Annotated in this window: 19 protein-coding genes and 1 pseudogene; 6 read left to right on the top strand and 14 right to left on the bottom strand. The window is 62.8% G+C overall.

The genetic code is table 11. The annotated features are described in order from the left end of the window. The 10 genes and pseudogenes from GWE18_RS29500 to GWE18_RS29455 form a co-directional block, all read right to left on the bottom strand. A pseudogene (locus GWE18_RS29500) lies at positions 1-232 on the bottom strand (OmpA family protein); the annotation flags it as partial. Between the two features lie 190 nt (positions 233-422). Continuing rightward, positions 423-653: a hypothetical protein gene (locus GWE18_RS29495; protein ID WP_275189238.1), complete on the bottom strand. Its 231-nt coding sequence runs from the start codon at positions 651-653 to the stop codon at positions 423-425. Positions 654-735: 82 nt separating this feature from the next. After that, positions 736-1,122, bottom strand: coding sequence for a VOC family protein (locus GWE18_RS29490; RefSeq protein WP_275189237.1), 387 nt, complete (start codon positions 1,120-1,122; stop codon positions 736-738). A gap of 42 nt (positions 1,123-1,164) precedes the next feature. Beyond that, positions 1,165-1,992, bottom strand: coding sequence for an FkbM family methyltransferase (locus GWE18_RS29485; protein ID WP_275189236.1), 828 nt, complete (start codon positions 1,990-1,992; stop codon positions 1,165-1,167). A 253-nt stretch (positions 1,993-2,245) separates the two neighbouring features. Next, positions 2,246-4,387, bottom strand: coding sequence for a hybrid sensor histidine kinase/response regulator (locus GWE18_RS29480; RefSeq protein WP_275189235.1), 2,142 nt, complete (start codon positions 4,385-4,387; stop codon positions 2,246-2,248). A 252-nt stretch (positions 4,388-4,639) separates the two neighbouring features. Continuing rightward, positions 4,640-5,425, bottom strand: a complete 786-nt coding sequence (locus GWE18_RS29475; protein WP_275189233.1) for a succinate dehydrogenase iron-sulfur subunit — start codon at positions 5,423-5,425, stop codon at positions 4,640-4,642. A 126-nt stretch (positions 5,426-5,551) separates the two neighbouring features. Next, a complete protein-coding gene (gene sdhA, locus GWE18_RS29470) occupies positions 5,552-7,393 on the bottom strand; it encodes a succinate dehydrogenase flavoprotein subunit (RefSeq protein WP_275189232.1) in 1,842 nt (613 codons plus the stop codon). A gap of 3 nt (positions 7,394-7,396) precedes the next feature. Further along, positions 7,397-7,771: a succinate dehydrogenase, hydrophobic membrane anchor protein gene (gene sdhD, locus GWE18_RS29465; RefSeq protein ID WP_275189245.1), complete on the bottom strand. Its 375-nt coding sequence runs from the start codon at positions 7,769-7,771 to the stop codon at positions 7,397-7,399. A 14-nt stretch (positions 7,772-7,785) separates the two neighbouring features. Further along, a complete protein-coding gene (gene sdhC, locus GWE18_RS29460) occupies positions 7,786-8,184 on the bottom strand; it encodes a succinate dehydrogenase, cytochrome b556 subunit (RefSeq protein ID WP_275189231.1) in 399 nt (132 codons plus the stop codon). Positions 8,185-8,999: 815 nt separating this feature from the next. Beyond that, on the bottom strand, positions 9,000-10,529 hold the full coding sequence (locus tag GWE18_RS29455; protein WP_275189229.1) for a malonyl-CoA synthase: 1,530 nt from the start codon (positions 10,527-10,529) through the stop codon (positions 9,000-9,002). 89 nt (positions 10,530-10,618) lie between these two features. Here GWE18_RS29455 and GWE18_RS29450 point away from each other — a divergent pair, with 89 nt between their 5' ends. From GWE18_RS29450 to GWE18_RS29435, 4 genes are all read left to right on the top strand, one after another. Next, entirely contained in the window at positions 10,619-11,380 is a 762-nt protein-coding gene (locus GWE18_RS29450; RefSeq protein ID WP_275189228.1) for an SDR family oxidoreductase, read from the top strand. A 340-nt stretch (positions 11,381-11,720) separates the two neighbouring features. Further along, the gene (locus GWE18_RS29445) at positions 11,721-12,275 is read left to right on the top strand and encodes a fasciclin domain-containing protein (protein ID WP_275189227.1); all 555 of its coding nucleotides are present in this window, start codon (positions 11,721-11,723) and stop codon (positions 12,273-12,275) included. Positions 12,276-12,453: 178 nt separating this feature from the next. Beyond that, on the top strand, positions 12,454-13,083 hold the full coding sequence (locus tag GWE18_RS29440) for a cytochrome b/b6 domain-containing protein (RefSeq protein ID WP_275189226.1): 630 nt from the start codon (positions 12,454-12,456) through the stop codon (positions 13,081-13,083). 17 nt (positions 13,084-13,100) lie between these two features. Next, a complete protein-coding gene (locus GWE18_RS29435) occupies positions 13,101-13,886 on the top strand; it encodes a molybdopterin-dependent oxidoreductase (protein ID WP_275189225.1) in 786 nt (261 codons plus the stop codon). 123 nt (positions 13,887-14,009) lie between these two features. Here the strand turns inward: GWE18_RS29435 and GWE18_RS29430 are convergent, their stop codons facing one another. After that, positions 14,010-15,194, bottom strand: coding sequence for a YbfB/YjiJ family MFS transporter (locus tag GWE18_RS29430; RefSeq protein WP_275189223.1), 1,185 nt, complete (start codon positions 15,192-15,194; stop codon positions 14,010-14,012). A 230-nt stretch (positions 15,195-15,424) separates the two neighbouring features. Here GWE18_RS29430 and leuB point away from each other — a divergent pair, with 230 nt between their 5' ends. Continuing rightward, entirely contained in the window at positions 15,425-16,537 is a 1,113-nt protein-coding gene (gene leuB / locus GWE18_RS29425) for a 3-isopropylmalate dehydrogenase (protein WP_275189222.1), read from the top strand. Positions 16,538-16,603: 66 nt separating this feature from the next. Here the strand turns inward: leuB and GWE18_RS29420 are convergent, their stop codons facing one another. Continuing rightward, positions 16,604-16,981, bottom strand: a complete 378-nt coding sequence (locus GWE18_RS29420) for a hypothetical protein (protein ID WP_275189221.1) — start codon at positions 16,979-16,981, stop codon at positions 16,604-16,606. A gap of 216 nt (positions 16,982-17,197) precedes the next feature. Then, positions 17,198-18,004, bottom strand: coding sequence for a hypothetical protein (locus GWE18_RS29415; protein WP_275189219.1), 807 nt, complete (start codon positions 18,002-18,004; stop codon positions 17,198-17,200). A 117-nt stretch (positions 18,005-18,121) separates the two neighbouring features. Here GWE18_RS29415 and GWE18_RS29410 point away from each other — a divergent pair, with 117 nt between their 5' ends. Next, positions 18,122-19,156: an aspartate-semialdehyde dehydrogenase gene (locus GWE18_RS29410; protein WP_275189244.1), complete on the top strand. Its 1,035-nt coding sequence runs from the start codon at positions 18,122-18,124 to the stop codon at positions 19,154-19,156. Between the two features lie 112 nt (positions 19,157-19,268). Here the strand turns inward: GWE18_RS29410 and GWE18_RS29405 are convergent, their stop codons facing one another. Next, a complete protein-coding gene (locus GWE18_RS29405; protein WP_275189218.1) occupies positions 19,269-19,916 on the bottom strand; it encodes a carbonic anhydrase in 648 nt (215 codons plus the stop codon). Positions 19,917-19,980 lie beyond the last annotated feature (64 nt).

Here is a 19,980-nt window from a genome sequence, read left to right as displayed (position 1 = left end):
GGGGTGCCGCAGCCGGGGGTGGAGGAGCGGCCGGAGCCGGTGCCTTCGGTGCAGCGGCCGGCGGCGGAGCGCCCTTCGGCGCCTCCTTGGGCCGGCCGCCCGGGGCTCCTTCTTCCTTTTCCTTGGCTTGCGCCACGACAAGCGGTGCGGTCTGCGCATGCGATGCGGAGGGCGCGAGCTGCGTCGCCGTCAAAGTAGTCGTAGCGAGCAGCAGGATGCGAAGGTTTGTCATGATGTCCCTTTGGTCCCCGAAGAAAGGCCTGACAGCAACGGAAGAGCCCTTCAGTGGCATGTCAGTTGGTCGATGAGCGGATAATCATTAGGCCGGATTGTGGCGGCCTACAAATGGTAGGATGCTATTTTATTTCATTAGCACAATGGGTTGCATGCACCATTGTTCATTGCGCGTTCAGGCAGTGGGTTCATCCGGCCCCCGGATCGGTGGCTGGGTTGGGTGTGCTGGGGCCATTAGGCCCGCGTGTCGGCAACTCATCCGGCATCTTACCCGGCAACTCCTGCGGTTGTGGTGGCCGACCAGGCTCACGCAATGGCGGTGGCACCTCCGGACGAGGATTGCCCGGCGGGCTCTCTCGCGGCGGCTCGGTCGGCTGTCCCGGTGTCGCCGGCGGTATCTCCGGCGGTTCGATCGGCATTACATCTCCTGAAGTTTCCACTCCAGGAACAATAACGGCCAGCCAGGTGCGAAGTTCCCGCGCGCCTCACCAATGGAACCGGCTATGCCGGCGCGTGGCAGACGGCTTCGATGTTGTGCCCATCGGGATCGAGCACGAACGCGCCGTAATAGTTCGGATGGTAGTGCGCGCGGATTCCCGGTGCGCCGTTATCGCGCCCGCCGGCGGCGATGGCCGCCCCATAGAAAGCGTCCACCGTGGCACGGTCCTTCGCCACAATCGCGACATGCAACGGCTTGTCCAATCCGCCCTCGCCGCCGATCCAGAAATCGGGCTTTCCATTGGCGCCGAAACCCGCGGCAGGCTCTTCACCGGGACGATCCTGTTTGACTTCCATGACAAGGACGTAGTCGAGCGGCGCCAGCGCCTTCAGATAGAAGGCCTTGGAGCGTTCGTAGTCCGAAACCGGAAATCTGATGTGGTCGATCATCAAGCTCTCCTGCGGTTCGAGGAATGATTGGAGAAAGGAAATTCAGCCTCGCGCCAGCAGCGTGTTGCTGCGGGTCTTGCCGGTTTCGACATAACCCCGCGCGCGCATGTCGGCGATGCAGTCTGCCAGCCACTCATTCCTCGACAGATGCTCGATCACGATCGCGCGGGGCCACAATGCCTGCGGTGCGTCGGCGAAGAAACCGGTCAACACGCGATCCTCAAAACCTTCGACGTCGATCTTGAGCGCATCGACATGCGAAACTCCGGCTTCGCCGAGGATGCGCTGCAGCCGCAGCGAGGGCACCTTGATCGCCCGGCTGGACACTTCTCCCGAGACAATATGGCTGGCGCCGAGATTGTCGCCGTCGGTCTCGATCATCAATTCCCCATCGGCGTGGCCGGCGGCGGCCGCGACCAATCGTACCTGGGAGTAGCCGGAGGCTGTGTTGTTGAAGGTAAGCCGCGCATGGGTGACCGGGTGCGGCTCGATCGCAATCACCTTGCCATCAGCGCCGACATGGCGCGCCAACGCAAGCGCATAGGTGCCGACATTGGCGCCGACATCGACGAAGACCCCGCCCGCCGGCACATGCGCACGCAAAAAATCCAGCTCCTCGATATTGTAATCGGGATTGAACAGCGCGCCGCGCTCGGTAGCGCTGGCCTGATGATAGAAGCGGAACGAGGCGCCCTGATATGGCACGTCGACCGGGCCCGCGCGCAGCAGGTTCACCAGCCGCGACAGCATCGGCCGAAACGCGCCGCGCTTCAGCCGCGATCGGTGGGCCAGCGAAATGATCGCAGCCTGTGCGGCATTCGGGGCAAATGCGCCGAACGGCGCGGGTGAAGGATCGTTGTGGGGCGTCAAACCTGTGTCCTCGGGTAGAAGCGCCGCATGCATAGCCGGTTTTGCACGCGACTCCAACGACACCGTCGCCCCTGCGAAAGCAGGGGCCCATACGCCGCGGCTTCTCGATTTGGAGCGGTCGGAGTTGATTCTCTCCGTATAATCAAGGCCGGTGGTTATGGGTCCCTGCGTTCGCAGGGACGACAGGAATCTTTTATTGTCTCACGCCGCATTGAAAGCCGACATTGGTGACGATTAGGAGCAGCAGCCGCGGTCAAGTCACCGCGTTGGCGCGCCTCACCTTGCGCGAGCGGACGACCCGGTGCAGCGCGCTCGAGAGCTGCTCGACGGAATAGGGCTTTTGCAGCAGCTCAAAACCGTAGCTGCCATGCTCCGACAGCACGTGACTGTAACCGCTGGTCAGCACGACCGGAAGGTCGGCGTGCCGGCGGCGGATTTCCTGGGCGAGTTCGAGGCCGGTCATGCCCGGCATGACCACGTCCGTGAACACGACATCGAAACGATCGGCGCCGGCGGCCAGCTCTTCGAGCGCATGCGCGCCGCTGCCGACTAGGCGCGTGGTGTAGCCGAGATCGGTCAGCGCGTCGGCGGCAAATTGTCCGACCTCGGCATTGTCTTCGACCAGAAGCACCGACGTCCCCCTCCCGTCGATCGCCGAAGCATCTGCGCGCAGCATCTGTAGCGATTGTCCGCCGCCGGCGGTCCGCGGCAGATACAGCGTGAAGATGCTGCCTTTGCCGACTTCGCTGGCGACGACCACTTCGCCGCCGGATTGCTTGGCGAAGCCGAACACCTGCGACAGGCCGAGCCCGGTGCCGTGGCCGGCCTGCTTGGTCGTGAAGAAGGGTTCGAAGATGCGTTCGAGCTGATCCGGCGGAATGCCGATGCCGGTATCGGCGACGGATACGGCGACATAACCATATGGATTTTGCGGCAGCGGAGCGGCGTTGGGTAGACTGGCGGCCATTCCCACTGCAATCGTCAACCGTCCACGGTCCTCCATGGCGTCCCGTGCGTTCACGGCCATGTTGATGATGGCGGTTTCGAACTGGCCGGCGTCGGCATTGACGAAGCACGGCTCTTCCGGCCCAAGGATAACGATCTCGATGCGCGAACCGATCAGGGTGCCGATCATTTCGCTCAGCGTCTGTACGCTCCGCCCGACGTCGAATACCTCCGGCTTCAACGTCTGCCGCCGCGCGAAGGCCAGCAACTGCCCGGTCAACTTGGCGGCACGGGTCACCGTGTCGGAGATCGCATCGATATAGCGTAGCCGCCGCGGCTCCGGCAGGTCGGGGCGCCGCAGCAGGTCCACGGAAGCGCGGATCACCGTGAGCAGATTGTTGAAGTCGTGCGCGACGCCGCCGGTAAGCCGGCCAAGCGCCTCAAGTCGCTGGCCGTGCTTCAGCGCTTCCTCGGCCGCCTCCCGCTTCTCGGCTTCGAAATGGAGATGCCGCGTCCGGCGCAAGGCCAGCCCCAGCAGAGCAAACAGCAGCGCGGTGGCTGGCGCGCCGAAGATCAAATGCTGGCTCACGGTGGACAACCAGCGCGCCCGGATCGCCGAGGTCTCGAGGCCGGCGCCAACATAGATCGGGTATTCGGCGAGCCGCCGATATCCGAGGCGGCGTTCGATGCCGTCGGTCGGCGACGTCACGGTGACGAGGTCGGCCGTTGGATCGGCCGCGACTACTTTCTCGATCGGGCCATTGGGGTCGAGACGGATGTCGCGGTCGATGGCGGGGAAACGCGCCAGCACGGCGCCGTCCGTCCGGCCGAGCGCGAAGTAGCTGCCGGGCTCCCGGCCGATCCGGGCGTAGTAATTCTCGAAATATTCCGGGAACACGGAAGCCTGGAGCACGCCCGCGAAGCCGCCGTCCTCGCTCGGTCGCCGTCTGCTGACGCCGAAGAACGCAGCGCCCTGATAGGGCGGCCGCGGCGTCAACGCTTCACCGATATAGGTTCCGATATCGCCGGCGACGTGGGACTTGAAATAGTCCCGGTCGGAAAAATCGATCGCGGGCGGCGGGACGACGAGGCTGTTGACGAGCGCGTGGCCTTTGGCGTCGAAGATCCAGACCGACTTCACCTGCGGCAGCGAAGCGACCAATTGTTTCAGCCGCAAATGCAGCGCTTGTTCGCGGGCAATGATGTCGGCATCGGGAACGCCGCGGACGATCTCGGCGACCTCCGACAGGCTGCGGTCGATGGTCTCGAACACTTTCAGCGCATGCTCGTGCGCGACATCCAGCGCCCGTTCGATTTCGCGGTCAGCCGTTTCGCGGATCGAGACCCAGGAGACGGCGGACGCAAATACAAACAGCGCCAACGGAAGGGCCAGCGAAGCGACCATCATCCATTGCAGCAATCTCAGCGAATTACGTTGCGCGGTCTGCACACTCGCTCCGGCTACACGCGTAGAGCTTAACGCAAACTTCTGCTGTGAACCAAGCGTGTTGAAAGCGGAACTCTCTGCTTTCCCGGACGGCGTTAATGCGGATCGATAAATTGATAATCATCCGCGCCTGGCCGGGCCAGGGTAGAGACATGTAGCCCGGATGGAGCGAAGCGTAATCCGGGACAGGTTTATCCACTGTGAGAATCCCGGATTGCGCTTCGCTTCTTCTCCATCCGGGCCGCGGCATCACGCCTAGATCTGGCGCTCGACCAATTTCAGCTTGAGCTCGGCGATGGCTTCGGACGGGTTCAGGCCCTTCGGGCAGGCCTTGGCGCAGTTCATGATGGTGTGGCAGCGGTAGAGGCGGAACGGGTCTTCGAGGTTGTCGAGGCGTTCGCCGGTGGCTTCATCGCGAGAATCCTTCACCCAGCGCGTCGCCTGCAGGAGCGCGGCCGGTCCGAGGAAGCGGTCGCTGTTCCACCAATAGCTCGGGCAGGAGGTCGAGCAGCAGGCGCACAGGATGCACTCGTAGAGGCCGTCGAGCTTCTCGCGGTCCTCGTGGCTCTGCTTCCATTCCTTCTGCGGCGTCGGCGTGGTCGTCTTCAGCCATGGCTCGATGGAAGCGTATTGCGCATAGAAATTGGTGAGGTCGGGAACCAGGTCCTTCACGACCGGCTGGTGCGGCAGCGGATTGACCTTCACGGCGCCGCCCGCGGCCACGTCGTGCATCGATTTGGTGCAGGCCAGCGTGTTCTGTCCGTCGATGTTCATGGCGCAGGAGCCGCAGACACCTTCGCGGCAGGAGCGACGGAAGGTCAGCGTCGGGTCGATGTTGTTCTTGATCCAGATCAGCCCGTCGAGCACCATCGGCCCGCAATCATTGATGTCGACATGGTAGGTGTCGACGCTCGGGTTCTTGCCGTCGTCCGGATTCCAGCGATAGACCCTGAACTCGCGCGTCTCGGTCGCGCCCGCCGGCCTCGGCCAGGTCTTGCCGCCGGTGATCTTTGAGTTCTTGGGAAGCGTAAATTCAGCCATTATTCTAACCCTTCGTCATTCCGGGATGGTCCGAAGGACCAGACCCGGAATCTCGAGATTCTCTGGTGCGCAATTGCGCACCATAGTTCGATGCTTCGCATCGCCCCGGAATGACGGTGTTGGTCATCAGTAAACCCGCGCCTTCGGCGGGATGTACTGAACGTCGTTCGTCATCGTGTAGTCGTGCACCGGGCGGTAATCGATCGTGATGTTGCCACGTTCACTGATCCACGCCAGCGTGTGCTTCATCCAGTTCTTGTCGTCGCGTTCGGAAAAGTCCTCGCGCGCATGGGCGCCGCGGCTTTCGGTGCGGTTGGCCGCCGAATCCATGGTGACGACCGCCTGCACGATCAGATTGTCGAACTCGAGGGTCTCGATCAGATCGGAGTTCCAGACCAGCGAGCGGTCGGTTGTCGCGATGTCGCCGATGCCGCCATGCACCTTGTGGATCAGGTTCTGGCCTTCGGTCAGGATCTCGCCGGTACGGAACACCGCGCAATTGTTTTGCATCACATGCTGCATGCTGTCGCGCAGCTTGGCGGTCGGCGTGCCGCCCGAGGCATGGCGGTAGTGATCGAGCCGTCCGAGCGCCAGGTCGGCGGAATCCTTCGGCAATTCCGCCTGCTTGCCGTTCGGCGTCAGCTTTTCCGCAAGCCGCAGCGCAGCCGAGCGGCCGAACACCACGAGATCGATCAGCGAATTGGAGCCGAGCCGGTTGGCGCCGTGCACGGAGACGCAGGCAGCTTCGCCGATCGCCATCAGGCCGGGCACCACGGCATTGTCGTCGCCGTCCTTCTTGGTCAGCACCTCGGCGTGATAATTGGTGGGGATGCCGCCCATGTTGTAGTGCACCGTCGGCACGATCGGGATCGGCTCGCGGGTGACGTCGACATTGGCGAAGATCTTGGCCGATTCGGAAATGCCGGGCAGGCGCTCCTGCAGCACCTTCGGATCGAGATGATCGAGGTGCAGATAGATGTGATCCTTCTTCTTGCCGACACCGCGGCCTTCGCGGATCTCGATCGTCATCGAGCGTGAGACCACGTCGCGCGAGGCGAGGTCCTTGGCGGACGGTGCGTAGCGCTCCATGAAACGCTCGCCTTCGGAGTTGACGAGATAGCCGCCTTCGCCCCGCGCACCTTCGGTGACGAGGCAGCCGGCGCCGTAGATGCCGGTCGGATGGAACTGGACGAACTCCATGTCCTGCAGCGGCAGGCCGGCGCGCAGCACCATGCCGCCGCCGTCGCCGGTGCAGGTATGCGCCGAGGTGCAGGAAGCATAGGCGCGGCCATAGCCGCCGGTCGCGAGGATGGTGGTCTGGGCGCGGAAACGATGCAGCGTGCCGTCGTCGAGCTTGAGCGCGATGACGCCGCGGCAGACGCCCTGGTCGTCCATGATCAGGTCGATGGCGAAGAACTCGATGTAGAATTCAGCCGAGTGGCGCAGCGCCTGGCCGTACATCGTGTGCAGCATGGCGTGGCCGGTGCGGTCGGCGGCCGCGCAGGTGCGTTGCGCCTGGCCTTTGCCGTAGTCCATGGTCATGCCGCCGAACGGGCGCTGGTAGATCTTGCCGTCCTCGGTGCGCGAGAACGGCACACCCCAGTGCTCGAGCTCGTACACGGCTTCCGGCGCGTTGCGCACCATGTATTCGATCGCGTCCTGGTCGCCGAGCCAGTCCGACCCCTTGACGGTGTCGTACATGTGCCAGCGCCAGTCGTCCGGATGCATGTTGCCGAGCGAGGCCGAAATGCCGCCTTGCGCCGCAACCGTATGCGAGCGGGTCGGGAACACTTTTGTGATGCAGGCGGTGCGCAGGCCCGCTTCCGAGCAGCCGACCACGGCGCGCAGGCCGGCGCCGCCGGCGCCGACGACCACGACGTCGTAGGTGTGGTCCTCGATCGGATAGGCTTTTCCGTTGGTGGCCGGGCCACTGCCGTTGGTGGCCTTGCCGCTACCTTGTGCAGCCATGGGTTAAACTCCCGATGACAATTTAAGGATCGCGTAAATCGAGGCCAAGGCCACCGCGATGCAGAAGAAGTTATTGGCCATGACACTGACGAGCTTCACCGTCTCGTTGTGCACATAGTCCTCGATCACGATCTGCATGCCGATCTTCATGTGCCAGGCGCTGGCGATGATGAAGAGGACCAGGATGATCGCGATCGGAAGCGAGCCGAGAATTTGCGCGGCGCCGGCCTGATTGCGGCCGATCAGCATCAAGACGATCACGATAACGGGCACGATCAGCAGCGTCATCGCCACTGCCGTGAGACGCTGGCGCCAGAAATCAGTGGTGCCGGAATGCGAGGAACCGAGATTGCGGACGCGGCCGAGCGGCGTGCGCATCGAGGAAGGGCGGCTCATCGTCCGCCTCCGACCGTGTAGGCGATGATCCAGACCAGGACGGTCAGCGAAATGCCCGCGATCAGCGCTCCCCAGGTAAGCGCCTCGCGCTCATTGGCTTTGAAGCCGTAACCGAGATCCCAGAAGAAGTACCGGATACCGCTGACCAGGTGGTGCAGCAGCGCCCAAGTGTAGCCGAACACAATCAGCTTGCCGATGATGCTGCCGGTGAAGGCCTGGACGTTGGCGTAGGCGCCGGGGCCGGACGCCGCCGCGATCAGCCACCAGGCGAGCAGCAGCGTGCCGAAATAGAGCGCGATCCCGGTGGCGCGGTGGACGATGGACAGCGCCATGGTCAGGGTGACGCGATAGGTCTGCAAATGGGGCGATAGCGGTCGTTCGATCCTGGTGGTCATTCGGCGGCTTTAATGTTGCGTGGGACCGCGGCCGGCCCATCGGGGAACGCGGTAGATGAATTCTATTTACGGAGTCGAGTCCGTCCGCGCAACGATCAAATGGCTTGAAATCGAACTGCCGTTCATTGCTAGCGGTCTATGAAACTTGTTTGTTCAGCGGCTTGGTATACCACGGGCATCTGGCACCATTGAAGAATTAAACAATGATTCACTTATTGATCGCTGCGTCCCGAACGGTTTGATGCCACCGCTGGACGAGGTAATCGACGAGCAGACGCACCAACTGGCCCGGCGGCCAGGTTGGGCTTCGGGACTGCCATGACGAAACGAGCACGATGCCGGTTCCCTCCTCCGCGACGGCTGCAAGTGCGTCGGGGCTATTCATCCAGAGCGGACCGGATATGCAGATTTTGCGGCCGCCTTGCTGCGGTCGGCGAAGCGCCATTCGGCGCTGCCGGGCGCTGCGCAAAGCCAATGGGCAATCAGCTCTTTAGTCGTATCTCACTATGACGCCATTTTCGGACGTCACCTTGGTTTTCGATGCAGCCGGCTTCCGCCAGAGCCTCAATGCGGGCAGCAATTATTTGATCGCTGACGGGCAATCCAGTCTCCTTGCTCCGCGCTAGCGTATTGCCAACCACCATGGCCGTCTTCCGCCATTCCGGCTTCATGCATGACAAAATGTGCTCGTCGATTTCGGCGACCGTTACGGAAGGCGGAAGCGAAACCTCATCCCATCGAAGCGTGCTGATGATGTGGGACGGTTCTCGGCTAGGCGGTCGCATGTCGGGACACCTCTTGTAGATCACGAATGCTTACGCCTTCGAATAGATGTCCTTATACGTATCCCGCAAAATATTCTTCTGCACCTTGCCCATGGCGTTGCGCGGCAGTTCGTCGACAACGAAGACGCGCTTGGGCATCTTGAATTTGGCGAGCCTTCCATCGAGCGCCTTCAGCACGCCCGCCTCGGTGACGTCGGCGCCCTTGTTGCAGACCAGCACCGCGGTGACGCCTTCGCCGAAATCGGCATGCGGCACGCCGATCACGGCGGATTCGATCACGCCCGGCATGGCGTCGATCTCGCTCTCGATTTCCTTGGGGTAGACGTTGAAACCGCCTGAGATCACGAGATCCTTGCCGCGGCCGAGAATGTGGACGTAGCCCTTGGTGTCGATCTTGCCGAGATCGCCGGTGATGAAGAAGCCGTCGTCGCGGAATTCGGCCTTGGTCTTTTCCGGCATCCGCCAATAGCCCTTGAACACGTTCGGGCCCTTGACCTCGATCATGCCGATATCGTCGCGCGCGAGTTCCTTGCCGGTCTCGGGATCGGTGACGCGGACGGAAACGCCGGGCAGGGGATGGCCGACGGCGCCGGGCACGCGCTCGCCGTCATAGGGGTTGGAGGTGTTCATATTGGTTTCGGTCATGCCGTAGCGCTCCAGCACGGCGTGGCCGGTGCGCGCGGACCACTCGCGATGGGTATCGGCGAGCAGCGGCGCGGAGCCCGAAACGAACAGCCGCATATGGGCAGTCGATTCTTTCGAAAGCGCAGGGCTCTGCAACAGCCGCGTGTAGAAGGTCGGCACGCCCATCAGCACGGTCGCGCGGGCCATCAGCTTGATGATCATTTCAGGGTCGAATTTCGGCAGGAAGATCATCGAGGCGCGGGCGAACAGCGTGACGTTGCTCGCCACGAACAGGCCGTGGGTGTGATAGATCGGCAGCGCGTGGATCAGCACGTCCTTGTCCGTGAAGCGCCAATAGTCGACCAGGCTGTAGGAGTTCGATGCCAGATTGTCGTGCGTCAGCATCGCGCCCTTGGAGCGGCCGGTGGTGCCCGACGTGTAGAGAATGGCGGCGAGGTCGTCATTGGCGCGCGCGGCAGTCGCGAAAGCGGCTTCGGCCTTGGCGGCGGCATCGGTGAGCGATCCCTTGCCGTCCGGTCCAAGCGTTTCGACCTTGGCTTTCACCTTGGCCGCGATCGCGCCGATGCCATCGGCCTTCGAGGGGTCGCACACCACGAGCGCAGGCTCGGCGTCGGAGATGAAGTAGTCGAGCTCGTTGAGCGTATAGGCGGTGTTGAGCGGCAGATAGACGCCGCCGGCGCGCACCGTCGCCAGATAGAGCACCAGCGCCGGCACCGATTTTTCGGTCTGGGCGGCGACGCGGTCGCCGGGCTTGACGCCGCGCGCAACCAGCACGTTCGCCATCTGGCCGGCGTGGGCGATCAGATCGCCATAGCTGATACGCGTGCCATCGAGCATTTCGATCGCGAGCCGGTTCGGATCGTCGAGCGTATCGAACAGGCGGGAAAACAGGTTGGCGTTGGCGGTTGTGTTCATGCAACATTCCCTGAGAGGGCGCTGGCCCGCGGAATTTCGCCGGCTGGAATAGCAAGAACGCCCTTCATAAAGCAACGGAGACAGTTTGCATGACAAATAGCGGGAAACGCGTGGCCTGGGTGACCGGTGGTGGCAGCGGGATCGGCGAGTCCGGGGCGGAATTCCTGGCGGCGGATGGCTGGATCGTGGTCGTTTCGGGACGGCGGAAAGACGCGCTGGACAAGGTCGTGGCCAACATCACCAAGAAGGGCGGCAAGGCCGAGGCGATCGCGCTCGATGTCAGCAATAAGGAAGATGTCAACAAGGCGGCGGGGCAGATCCTGGAAAAGCACGGCCGGATCGACCTCTTGGTCAACAGTGCCGGCATCAACGTGCCGAAGCGGAGCTGGGCCGACATGGAAGTGGACGGCTGGGACAAGGTCGTCGATATCAACCTGAACGGCGTGCTCTACTGCATGCGCGCGGTGCTGCCGGCGATGAGGAAGCAGAAGGACGGCTGCATCATCAACGTTGCGTCCTGGGCCGGCCGTCACGTCTCGAAGATGCCGGGCCCGGCCTACACCACCACAAAACACGCGGTGCTGGCGCTGACCCATTCCTTCAACATGGATGAATGCGTCAACGGCCTGCGCGCCTGCTGCCTGTCGCCCGGCGAGGTCGCGACCCCGATCCTCAAATCGCGCCCCGTCGTGCCGTCGGAAGAGGAGCAGGCAAAAATGCTGCAACCGGAAGATTGCGGTCGCACTATCGCCTTCGTCGCCAGCCTGCCGCCGCGGGTCTGCGTGAACGAGATCCTGATCAGCCCGACGCATAATCGCGGGTTCATCCAGACGCCGCATAATCGGGATTAAAGCGAACTCTCTCCCACGGTCGTCCCTGCGAACGCAGGGACCCATAACCACAAGCCTTGGTTTTTCGGAAGGCGTCTGCCACAACGCTCTACCGTGAGATCACGCAGTATGGGTCCCTGCGTTCGCAGGGACGACACCGAGATCTGGTTGCGCCCCACCGCCACACGATCCGCTTGCTCAAAAGTTTCAAGCATCACGATAAATTATTCCCCGAAACCACCCCTAAAACCTCCCGTAGCTCGGCCAACGACGACGAAATCAACCGGTCCATCGACCAGCGTCGTTGTTTTCATCCCCGGCGGATGTCCGCCGGCCATCGCAATCCTCGGGAGAAGATTCCATGTCCAAACGTATTGCACTTCTGTCTGCCGCCGTGTTCAGCGCGCTGGCTTTCACCGCCACCATCACTGCGCCCGTCAGCGCGGAAGAAAAGACCGTGATGGTCGGTGGCGCCGCGATGTTCCCCTCCAAGAACATCATCCAGAACGCCGTCAACTCGAAGGACCACACCACGCTGGTCGCCGCCGTGAAGGCTGCCGGCCTGGTCGAAACCCTGCAAGGCAAGGGCCCGTTCACGGTGTTCGCGCCGACCAACACCGCCTTCGGCAAGCTGCCGGCCGGCACGGTCGACACACTGGTGAAGCCTGAGAACAAGGCGACGCTGACCAAAATCCTCACCTACCACGTCGTACCCGGCAAGCTCGCCGCGTCCGACCTGAAGGACGGCATGAAGCTCAAGACCGCCGAAGGCGAGCAACTGTCGGTCAAGCTCCAGGACGGCAAGGTCTGGATCGTCGACGCCAAGGGCGGAACCTCGGCGGTCACGATCTCGAACGTCAATCAGTCGAACGGCGTGATCCATGTGGTCGACACCGTGCTGATGCCGGCGTCCTGAACTCCTGCGCGCCCCTGACTGGTCCCAACAGGGCGTGTGGATTGGCGAGCCGGGGCAACCCGGCTCGCTTTTTTGTGAATTCGATACGCGCCAGGCATCGATCTGATAGCGTCTTGGCAGTAACGAAAATCGAGTTCCGTGCGTATAATCGATACCGAACTACGAGTGGGGAAGAGCCATGTCGGCCGTCACAGTCAGCGACGAGCAAGCTAATTCAACCAAGGCGAAGGTCATTCAGCCGGCCTGGGTGCGGGCGCTACATTGGACCAACGCGTTTGCGATGGTCCTGATGATTATGTCGGGATGGCAGATCTATAACGCCTCGCCGCTATTCGGCTTTACGTTCCCCCGCTCGATCACGCTGGGCGGCTGGCTCGCGGGCGCGCTACTTTGGCATTTCGCCGCGATGTGGCTGTTGATGGTCAACGGCCTGATCTATCTGGTGCTGGGTTTTGTCACCGGCCGCTTTCGCAAGAAGCTGCTGCCGATCACGCCGGAGGGCGTGATTTCAGACACGAAGGCTGCACTGACCGGCAAGCTGTCGCACGACGATCTCACCAGATACAACTACGTGCAGAAGCTGCTCTACGCCGGCATCATCATCGTCGGCATCCTCATCGTGCTGTCAGGTCTGGCTCTCTGGAAGCCGGTGCAACTGCAATACCTGGCGGCCTTGTTCGGCGGCTACGAGGGCGCCCGTTACGTCCATTTCTTCTGCATGGCGGCGATTGTCGCCTTCATGGTGGTTCATGTTGTGCTTGCGCTTCTGGTGCCGAAGAGCCTGCGCGCGATGATCATCGGTCGCTAATTCGAGGGAGTATGACCATGGGCCGCATGCGCAACCTCCTGATCCCCGGCGTCGACAAGACGCTTCTGGTCAGGGACGCGATCAAGACCATGCCGGATCTGACGCGCCGGCGCTTCATCACCGGCGGCGCCAGCCTCGGCGCGCTGACGCTGCTCACCGGCTGCGACGTGACGGACAGTTTTTCGGCCGAGGAGATGCTGAAACAGGTTTCGAAGTTCAATGACGGCGTGCAGGCGTGGATGTTCAATCCCAATGCGATGGCGCCGACCTTTCCGGAAAGCGCGATCACCAGGCCGTTTCCGTTCAACGCCTATTATGATCTCGATGAGGCGCCCGAAGTCGACGGCAAGACGTGGAAGCTGGAGGTGCGCGGTCTGGTCGATAACAAGAAATCGTGGACGCTGGACGAGCTCTATCAATTGCCGCAGGTCAAGCAGGTCACGCGCCATATCTGCGTCGAAGGCTGGAGCGCGATCGGAAGCTGGACCGGCACGCCGCTGCGCGATTTTCTGAAACTGATCGGCGCCGACACCCGCGCGAAATATGTCTGGTTCCAGTGCGCCGACAAGGACGGCTACAACTCACCGCTCGATATGCAAAGCGCGCTGCATGCGCAGACCCAGATGACATTCAAATTCGGCGACGAGATACTGCCGCGCGCCTACGGTTTTCCGATGAAGATCCGCGTGCCGACCAAGCTCGGCTTCAAGAATCCCAAATACGTGATGTCGATGGAAGTCACCAACGACTACAAGGGCGGCTTCTGGGAAGATCAGGGGTATAATTCGTTCAGCGGGAGTTAGTGCTCGTCCTGTCATTCCGGGATGCGCGGTGAGGCGCAGACCCGGAATCCATTCAACCACACGGTTGGCCTCGCGATGGATTCCGGGTTCTCGCTTCGCGAGCCCCGGAATGACGGCATCGGCTCATGGCCCCACCTTCCGCTGAAACGCCGACAGCACCGCCCCCAGCGCCAGCATCGCGGCCGAGACATTCAGCGCAAACGACAGGCTGCCCATCGCGTCCGTGATCGCGCCGACCACGATCGGACCCAGCGTCTGGCCGATGCCGAATGAAATCGTCATGGCCGCGATCGCGGTCGGCCAGGCTTGCGGCGGGTAGTTGAAGCGGACGAAGGCGGTGGTGGAGCCGACCACTGCGAAGAAGGCGACGCCGAATACCAGTGCCGACAGCGCCAGCAGCCATACCGACTGCCCGAAGATCGGCAGCGCCGCGCCGACCGCGTTGACGCCGAGAATGATCGTGGTGGCGAGGCCGCCGCGATCGAGCGCGAGCACGCGCCGCCAGACCCATGGTGTCACAAAGGCGCTTAAGCCGATCAGGCTCCAGAATGCGCTCTGTGCTGCCGCGCCGCCGCCGGCGTCGCGGACATAGGCGATCATGAAGGTCATGTAGGCGATGTAGCCCGCGCCGAACAGGAAGTAGCCGGTGAGGTAGATCAGCACCGGTGCAATTGCGAATCTGGCCGCTGCTGTTTCGGTGGCGGTGGTATCGGCGTGGAGCGGCGCGAGCAGCACGGGGATCGTCATGACGACAGCCAGCCCTGTCATCGCCCACCAGACGATCCACCATGAACCCGGACCAAAGCCCTGCAGCACGAACGGCGCGACCAACCCCGACGCCAGAATGCCGATGCCGGGTCCGGCATAGAACAGGCTGAGCAGGAAGTTCGCCCGCTCGGGGCGCGATTGCGCGATCGTCGCAGCCAGCGCGCCGCCACCGACGAATCCGGCCGCGGCGCCGACCCCCGCCAACAGCCGGGCGAAACTCAGAACGTAGAAATTGCCTGACATGGCGCACAGCGCCAGCGACAGCACGCAAGCCAGCGTTCCCCATCGCAACGATGCGGCAAGCCCAAAAGTCCTGATCATGCGCGAGGCGAGCAGGGCGCCCGCGAGATAGCCCGCCGCGTTGACCGTGTTCATGAATCCGGCCGCGGAATAGGACCACGCCAGCGTATCGCGCATGTCGGGCAGCACCAGCGCATAGGCGAAGCGGCCGATGCCGAGACCGACGGTCGGCGCCAGCGACAGGATGAGGATCAGCCGCGCGGGATGGGCGTAAGTCTGGTGAAGGTCTGGGACGTGCAAAAAGGGGGCTCCGGCGGTTCGGCACTCTGGCAGGCCATTAGGCGGTTGCACAGGCCGTGCGGCCGCAATGGTGTCTTGCCAATCGCGCAATGCCGCTCTAGCACTCCGCCGACCCGTCATTCCGGGGCTCGGCGAAGCCGAGAACCCGGAATCTCGTTGCATCCAATCTCTGGATTCCGGGTCCGGCGCGTTGCGCCGTCCCGGAATGACGAACATCGCAAGGACCTTCCATGGCGACCCATAAACTGCTGCTTCTCCCCGGCGACGGCATCGGCCCCGAAGTGATGGGGGAGGTGCAGCGCCTGATCGACTGGCTGAGCAAGCAGGGCATCGCGAAATTCGAGACCGAGCAAGGTCTGGTCGGCGGCTCGGCCTATGACGCGCACAAGGTGTCGATCTCGGAAGCTGACATGGCCAAGGCTATGGCCGCTGATGCCATCATCTTCGGCGCGGTCGGCGGGCCGAAGTGGGACAGCGTGCCCTACGAGGTGCGCCCCGAGGCCGGTCTGTTGCGGCTGCGCAAGGATCTCGGCCTGTTCGCCAATCTGCGCCCGGCGGTGTGCTATCCGGCGCTGGCGGATGCCTCGAGCCTGAAGCGCGAGGCGGTCGAAGGCCTCGACATTATGATCGTGCGCGAATTGACCGGCGGCGTCTATTTCGGCGAGCCGAAGACGATCACTGATCTCGGCAACGGCCAGAAGCGCGCCATCGATACCCAAGTCTACGACACCTATGAGATCGAGCGCATCGGCCGCGTCGCCTTCGATCTGGCGCGCAAGCGCCGCAACAAGGTGACCTCGATGGAGAAGCGCAACGTTATGAAGTCGGGCGTGCTCTGGAACGAGGTCATGACGGCCGTGCATGCGCGCGAATACAAGGACGTGACGCTCGAACATCAGCTCGCCGATTCCGGCGGCATGATGCTGGTGAAGGCGCCGAAGCAGTTCGACGTGATCGTGACCGACAATTTGTTTGGCGACATGCTGTCCGACATCGCGGCGATGCTCACCGGCTCGCTCGGCATGCTGCCGTCGGCCTCGCTCGGCGAAGTCGATGCCAAGACCAAGAAGCGCCGCTCGCTGTTCGAACCGGTGCATGGCTCGGCACCTGACATCGCGGGCAAGGGCCTCGCCAATCCGATCGCGATGATCTCCTCGTTCGCCATGGCGCTGCGCTATTCCTTCGACATGGGCGCGCTGGCCGACAAGGTCGACGCGGCAATCGCGGCGGTACTCGCCAGCGGACTTCGCACCGCTGATATCAAGTCCGAGGGCACGACGGCTGCCTCAACCACGCAGATGGGCGAAGCGATCCTGCAGGAGTTGCAGAAGCTGCACGCGTAGCCGCGCGAACGTCACAAAAAAATGCCCGGTCGAGACCGGGCATTTTTCGTCAAGTGGTTGGCGCGCTCAATACAGCGGGAAGCGCTGCGGATAGCCACCCATGTCAGACGGCGGGTTGAGCGGCTGACGGTCGATCGGCCGGTTGAGATTTTCGCGCGCGAACGACGGATATCCAAGATCCGGCGGGAAGGCGTAGTCCTGGAACTTGCGATCGCCGGGCAGCACTTCGGTGCCGGCATCGAGCCAGGAGCGCGTGGTGACGTAGACGCGGGTCCGGCCCTGCTGGTACGACCGGTTGGGACCGTTCGCGCCGTAATAGGGGCGGCCGTCCCGGTCATATTGCTGCCTGGACTGGGCGCTGGCGGAAGTTGTGCCAATCGCGACGAGGGCGGCCGCGGCAAGCAACATCGCGAGCTTGCTCGCAGCGGGGAATTTTCGGGTCATTGCATCCTCGTCATTGTCCGCCCATGGGCTGGCGGATCGCCAAATCTATCTGCATGCATTGTAGCCACGGCGGGACCATCGTCGCTAGGTCAATTGCGCCACACCACGATGGAATAATGCGGTGCGAAGCGAAAAAGTTTCATGAAAACAAGTGTCTCGGCTGCTTGTTGCCACAATTGTGAGGGGCGGCGGAAAGCCGGCCCCGGCAACGGCGGATTACATGGCGCCGCGCAGCCGCGGGTTATCGGCGCCCGTCAGCCAATCGGCCGACAGCGCCGGCACGCCGGAAGCTGTGCAATCGCCGCGCCTGGCTTCGGCATTGACGAATGTTTGCGCGAGTTTCGCTTCGTTGCCGGCCGCCAGCAGGACCAGCCGGTTCAGCATGCAGGAGATTGCGACACGGCGGGTCGGCAAATCTTCGCCGAGGCATGACCAGCCGGAGAGCTGCAAGCCGAATTCATCGACGCGCCTGGAAAATCCGAGGCAGGAGCGGGCGGCCCCAGTGCCGCCGGCCTGACGGAACAAGGATACAGTGCCGAACTTGCTGTCGATGAAACCCGCGGCCTCCAGCTCGCGCGGACCGTTCGGCTCCATCCGCACGATGGCGTTGCCAAGCGCCGGGCCGGCCTGATCGTATTCGCCGCCCGGCCGGTAGATCTCGAGTTCGGCGACCGGCGTGCCGGCTGAGCCGCTCCAGCGGAACACATCCTTGCGGCCGCCGTGAGGATGCCGAAGAATCTCGTAAATCTCTGTTTTGCCTGGAAAAACGAACTGGCTTACGGCAAACGCCGGCACCGGGCGGGCGGCCAAGCTCCAGCCGTCTTTGGGCGACGTCTCCAGCACCGTGACATCAGGCAGATGGTCCCATAGCGCGATACCGCCAATAGCGATCAGCGCCAGCGCCATCAGATAGGCGCAGAGCCGTGCCAGCGTGCCGCAAACCTCGTCCACGACGCTGGTCAGCGCCGGTCGAATTCTCAGCGCATAGTAGGAAGGGGCCGGACCGGCCGGAAACGAATGCATCAAACGCCCAAACGCAACCGTCAAACGTTGTCATATCGGCGTTTCTCGCATAGAAGCGCTGCCTTCTCCCTTTCCGCTTGACGCGGCAGGGCGGCATTTTTCCTCGGAGAGTGAATGATGGGTTACAAAGTCGCTGTCGTCGGTGCGACCGGCAATGTCGGGCGCGAAATGCTCAACATTCTCGACGAACGCAAATTCCCCGCCGACGAGGTCGTGGTGCTGGCCTCGCGTCGCAGCGTCGGCGTCGAAGTGTCCTATGGCGACCGCACCCTGAAGGTCAAAGCGCTCGAGCATTACGACTTCTCGGACGTCGACATCTGCCTGATGTCGGCGGGCGGCTCGGTGTCGAAGGAATGGTCGCCGAAGATCGGCGCCGCCGGCGCGGTCGTGATCGACAATTCGTCGGCCTGGCGGATGGACCCGGACGTGCCGCTGATCGTGCCGGAAGTGAACGCGGACGCGGTCGGCGGTTTCGCGAGGAAGAACATCATCGCCAATCCGAACTGCTCGACCGCGCAGCTCGTGGTGGCGCTGAAGCCGCTGCACGACAAGGCGACCATCAAGCGCGTCGTGGTCGCGACCTATCAATCGGTCTCGGGCGCGGGCAAGGATGCGATGGACGAGCTGTTCTCGCAGACCAAGGCGGTCTACACCAACAGCGAGCTCATCAACAAGAAATTCCCCAAGCGTATCGCCTTCAACGTCATCCCGGAGATCGACGTGTTCATGGAGGACGGCTACACCAAGGAAGAGTGGAAGATGATGATGGAGACCAAGAAGATTCTTGATCCCAAAATCAAGCTGACCGCCACCTGCGTGCGCGTGCCGGTGTTCGTCGGCCATTCGGAGGCCGTCAACATCGAGTTCGAAAATCCGATCACGGCCGATGAAGCGCGCAACATCCTGCGCAACGCGCCGGGCTGCCTCGTGATCGACAAGCACGAGCCCGGCGGCTACGTCACGCCGTATGAGGCGGCGGGCGAAGACGCCACCTACATCAGCCGCATCCGCGAGGACAACACCGTCGAGAACGGCCTGTCGCTGTGGTGCGTGTCGGACAATCTGCGCAAGGGCGCCGCTTTGAACGCGATCCAGATCGCCGAATGCCTGATCAACCGCAAGCTGATCACCGCGAAAAAGAAGGCGGCATGAGTTAAGATTTCGTAGGGTGGGCAAAGCGAAGCGTGCCCACCGTTCAGCATTGCGATCGAGGATGGATGGTGGGCACGGCGCGCTGCGCCTTTGCCCACCCTACGCGGCCGATTTATGCCGCGTCCCGGACGCTATGAAATTCCTTCGCCTGCTGGTCGAGCACGAACAGCGAGCCTTCGGCAACGCTGAAATAGGCGCCGTGCAATTCCATCTCGCCGCGCTCGACGCGCGTGCGCACAAACGGAAACGTCATCAGGTTTTCGAGGCTGCGGAACACCGCGGCCTTCTCGATCCGCGTGGTGAAGTCCTGCCTGGTTTCATGCTCGCGCTGGCTGACCTTCTCGCCCGGCTTGATGAACATCGCCATCCAGCGGCCGATGAAGTCGCCCGGCGTCAGCGGATCGATGTCGTCGATGAAGGCCCGGATGCCGCCGCATTGCGCGTGGCCGAGCACCACGATGTGTTTGATGCGCAGGACCTGTACCGCATATTCCAGCGCCGCCGAGACGCCATGCGCGCCGCCGTCCGGCTGGAAAACCGGCACCAGATTGGCGACGTTGCGTACCACGAAGAGTTCACCGGGGCCGGCGTCGAAGATCACTTCCGGTGAGACGCGGGAGTCGCAGCAGCCGATCACCATCACGGCCGGTGATTGGCCGCGCTCGGACAGTTCCCGGTAGCGCGTCTGCTCGGTCGGCAGACGCTGTGAGGTAAAGGCCCGGTAGCCGTCGAGCAGATGTTGCGGGAATGACGATGCCATAATCTCTGTGCCTGTCTCGGGCCATGCCTAACCATAAGCCGATGACCGGAACAAGGCTTTCGGG

Source organism: Bradyrhizobium sp. CSA112 (assembly GCF_029051645.1).
In the GTDB taxonomy this organism is placed as follows: Bacteria; Pseudomonadota; Alphaproteobacteria; order Rhizobiales; family Xanthobacteraceae; genus Bradyrhizobium.
This window is presented reverse-complemented; position numbering and strand designations above follow the sequence as displayed.

Bases quoted from the DNA above. Each gene is read 5' to 3' on its own strand.
- leuB (WP_275189222.1), top strand. From the start codon at position 15,425: ATGGCGACCCATAAACTGCTGCTTCTCCCCGGCGACGGCATCGGCCCC.
- GWE18_RS29445 (WP_275189227.1), top strand. From the start codon at position 11,721: ATGTCCAAACGTATTGCACTTCTGTCTGCCGCCGTGTTCAGCGCGCTG.
- GWE18_RS29420 (WP_275189221.1), bottom strand. From the start codon at position 16,981: ATGACCCGAAAATTCCCCGCTGCGAGCAAGCTCGCGATGTTGCTTGCC.
- GWE18_RS29435 (WP_275189225.1), top strand. From the start codon at position 13,101: ATGGGCCGCATGCGCAACCTCCTGATCCCCGGCGTCGACAAGACGCTT.
- GWE18_RS29455 (WP_275189229.1), bottom strand. From the start codon at position 10,529: ATGAACACAACCGCCAACGCCAACCTGTTTTCCCGCCTGTTCGATACG.
- GWE18_RS29415 (WP_275189219.1), bottom strand. From the start codon at position 18,004: ATGCATTCGTTTCCGGCCGGTCCGGCCCCTTCCTACTATGCGCTGAGA.
- GWE18_RS29410 (WP_275189244.1), top strand. From the start codon at position 18,122: ATGGGTTACAAAGTCGCTGTCGTCGGTGCGACCGGCAATGTCGGGCGC.
- sdhA (WP_275189232.1), bottom strand. From the start codon at position 7,393: ATGGCTGCACAAGGTAGCGGCAAGGCCACCAACGGCAGTGGCCCGGCC.
- GWE18_RS29450 (WP_275189228.1), top strand. From the start codon at position 10,619: ATGACAAATAGCGGGAAACGCGTGGCCTGGGTGACCGGTGGTGGCAGC.
- GWE18_RS29440 (WP_275189226.1), top strand. From the start codon at position 12,454: ATGTCGGCCGTCACAGTCAGCGACGAGCAAGCTAATTCAACCAAGGCG.
- sdhC (WP_275189231.1), bottom strand. From the start codon at position 8,184: ATGACCACCAGGATCGAACGACCGCTATCGCCCCATTTGCAGACCTAT.
- GWE18_RS29495 (WP_275189238.1), bottom strand. From the start codon at position 653: ATGCCGATCGAACCGCCGGAGATACCGCCGGCGACACCGGGACAGCCG.
- GWE18_RS29405 (WP_275189218.1), bottom strand. From the start codon at position 19,916: ATGGCATCGTCATTCCCGCAACATCTGCTCGACGGCTACCGGGCCTTT.
- GWE18_RS29490 (WP_275189237.1), bottom strand. From the start codon at position 1,122: ATGATCGACCACATCAGATTTCCGGTTTCGGACTACGAACGCTCCAAG.
- sdhD (WP_275189245.1), bottom strand. From the start codon at position 7,771: ATGCGCACGCCGCTCGGCCGCGTCCGCAATCTCGGTTCCTCGCATTCC.
- GWE18_RS29475 (WP_275189233.1), bottom strand. From the start codon at position 5,425: ATGGCTGAATTTACGCTTCCCAAGAACTCAAAGATCACCGGCGGCAAG.